Consider the following 3,105-nt stretch of genomic DNA (forward strand, 5'->3'; position numbering starts at 1 on the left):
CTTATGGCAATCTCGCTGCACTCGATGTTGCCGAAATTGACAACCCGCTGCGGTTTCAGGGGCAGTACTTCGATGCGGAGACGGGCTTACACTACAACCGGCATCGCTACTACAATCCGGGGACCGGGCGGTATCTGACGCCGGATCCGATCAAGCTTGCGGGTGGGTTGAACAACTACCAGTACGTGCCTAACCCTACGGGGTGGGTGGATCCGTTGGGCTTACATTCCACGCTAGGAGAATGCCCGGACGCGGAACCGCCTAAAAAATGGACAGAAAAATCGGTATTCACTAAATACCCCGAAAAAACAGTTATAAAAACTTCCGGGCCTGAAGAGCAAGCAGTATTTTTGCAAGAACACCTTCCGGGGTTGCCTAAAGAGCAAGCGCAAATGATTCTTGAAGACTCCTATAAAAAGGGAACCTCGGTCGTGATCGGAGGAAGCAGGGTCAGGGGTGACAACCTCCCTGGTAGCGACTTAGACGTTGGATTCGGTCACCTAAATGCAAATCAAGCGGGAAAGCATGTTAAATCCCTCGAAGGTAAATTTGAGTTAAGAGAAGGCTTCTTATCGCTTGAGAAAACAAGGATCGTACCCGGAAATAAAACCGCAAACATCGAAGAAATAAAATCGCCGGAAGAGTTCTTCCAACGCTCCGGAACACGCTCTGGTCTCGACCCTAAAGCAGGGCAAGAGTACAAACCATCAGGTTCCATTACGCTAGATGAAGATGGAACCATTACTCTCCTACCACCGGGAACAGCACCATGAATTTCAGATCTGCTAGCTTGGCCATCAACCCGAGCGAAATTGGCTATAGAAGTCTTGGCTTTGGAGAAAACCCTGGACTTGAGACAACGGAATATGAATTAACCATAAACGTTAAAGAGCTAACAGAAAATTTTCTAAAAAGTGCAGACTCCTTTATTCACCAATGCAAAATCGATGATTCTCAACAAGGATTCGCGGACATTGAAAACCTAAAAGAAGCCAACTATGCAAGCTTCACGCAGCTTATTGAACACAAACCAAACCTAGCCGCCACCCTTATTAACGATTATCTATATTTCGACTTACTAGACTCATTATTTCCAAATTCCAAAAACCTAAAATTAGTAGTCAACAGCATAAAAAATGTTGTTATACAGGAAGAGCAAATAATTATTACAGGCGAGACATTTCCTTTCAAAAAGCCGTGAAGAAACTCATCAAACCAAGAACTATAAGAAAAAAGGGGACAAGAAAAAGTGGACGGATTTATTTTCACGCAAGAAAATAAATCCTTCCACTTTTCATTCTTAACGCCGATGGCAGCGAGCAGGTTTACGTACATGACGAAAATGCGCGACTTATCAGCGAGACCGCCCCCGACGGAGCGGAAACGCAAAGAGCGTATGACAGCGAAGGTCGCCTGATCGCTGAAAAAGACGCACTGGGAGCCGTCACCGAATACCAATACAACGACGCCGGACGTTTGATTGCGGTTGTACCTCCAGAAGATGAACCGACTCGCTACAACTACTACGATGGCCAACTCATCGATGTGCAACGCGGCAGAGCTCGCTGGAAGTACGAGCGCAACCGTCAGGGCGATATCACCCAGCAAACCGACCCCCATGGAAACGAAACCGACTACAGCTACGACCGTCAGGGTCGCCTGTTGGAAATCCGTCATCCCGATGGCAGCCGCCATCAACTGGGCTGGAACAACCTCGGCCAACTGCTGGAAGAACGCCTGCCCGACGGCGGCCAGCGCAAATACCGCTATGACGCACTGGGTCGGCAGATTACTCGTCAGGACGAAACCGGCGCGATCACCCACTACCAATGGGATGCAGTCAGCCGCCTGACGCAAGTCACCCTGCCCGGCGGCGCCAGCCGTGCGTTCACTTATAACCCGTACGGCCGCGTCACCGCAGAGCGCGATGAGCTGGGCCGCGTGACGCGTTACGAATATGCCGATGGTCTGCACCTGGTCAGCCGCCGGATCAATCCGGACGGTAGCCAGTTGCGTTATCGCTACGACAACTCGAGATTACTGCTGACAGAGATCGAGAACGAACGTGGCGAGCACTACCATCTTGACTACCACACTAACGGCCTGATCCAGCAGGAAACCGGTTTCGACGGGCGCCGCACCGCCTATGAATACGACCTCAACGGCCAACTGCTGAAGAAAACCGAGTTCGGCGACGATGGCAGTGAACTTATCACTGAATATCAGCGCGACGCTGCTGGCCGTTTACTGGTCAAAACCCTGGCCGATGGCGAGGAGATCCATTACAGCTATGACGCCCTTGGCCGTCTGGTCAACGTCGACGACGGCAACTGGCCGCTGGCGTATGAATACGATCTGCAAGACCGCCTGATCACCGAACACCAAGGCTGGGGCACCCTGCGCTACGAGTACGACAGCGTTGGACAACTCAGCCACTGCCGCCTTCCGGACGGCAGTAAGCTCGATTACCGCCACCAGCGCGGCGGCCAACTAAGCAGCATCGACCTCAACGGCTCGCGCCTGACCACCCATCAGTTCAACGCCGGTCTCGAGCAAAAACGCCAACAAGGCCTGCTACTCAGCGAGTATCAGTACGACGATCAAGGCCGTCTGCAAGCACACAGCGTCAGCCAAAAAGATAGAAACCTGTTCCTCCGCCGCTACGCCTACGACGCCAACGGCAACCTCGCCGGCATCGACGACAGCCGCAAGGGAAATCGCAGCTACCACTACGACCCGCTCGATCGCCTGATCAACGTTCGCGGCACCACCCCGGAAAGCTTCGCCCATGACCCCGCCGGCAACTTGCTGGGCCAAGGCGACCAGCCCACCGCGAACCTGGCCAACGTCAAAGGCAACCGCCTGCTCATGCAAGGCGACCGCCACTACGACTACGACGCCTACGGCAACCTGACTCGCGAACGTCGCGGCACCGGACAGAAACTCGTCACCGAATACCGTTACGACTGCCAGCACCGTTTGATTGGTGCCAGTCTGCCGGGGGGTAGTGTCGCGTCCTATAAATACGACGCCTTCGGCCGGCGCATCGAAAAAACTGTCGATGGCAGCACCACTGAATTCCTGTGGCAAGGCGAACGCCTGATC

Annotated in this window: 2 protein-coding genes and 1 pseudogene; all 3 read left to right on the forward strand. The window is 53.3% G+C overall.

Annotation, left to right across the window (positions count from 1 at the left end; all coding sequences use genetic code 11):
* On the forward strand, nt 1-773 hold a 773-nt coding region (locus AC1D2P_RS30430), incomplete at its 5' end, for an RHS repeat-associated core domain-containing protein (RefSeq protein WP_477811757.1).
* Nucleotides 770-1,201, forward strand: coding sequence for a hypothetical protein (locus tag AC1D2P_RS30435; RefSeq protein WP_223524506.1), 432 nt, complete (start codon nt 770-772; stop codon nt 1,199-1,201). The genes AC1D2P_RS30430 and AC1D2P_RS30435, both read left to right, overlap by 4 nt.
* A 95-nt stretch (nt 1,202-1,296) precedes the next feature.
* Nucleotides 1,297-3,105 (forward strand): annotated as a pseudogene (locus tag AC1D2P_RS30440) (type IV secretion protein Rhs); the annotation flags it as partial.

The sequence above is a fragment of the Pseudomonas sp. P1_F1_2 genome, assembly GCF_056405815.1.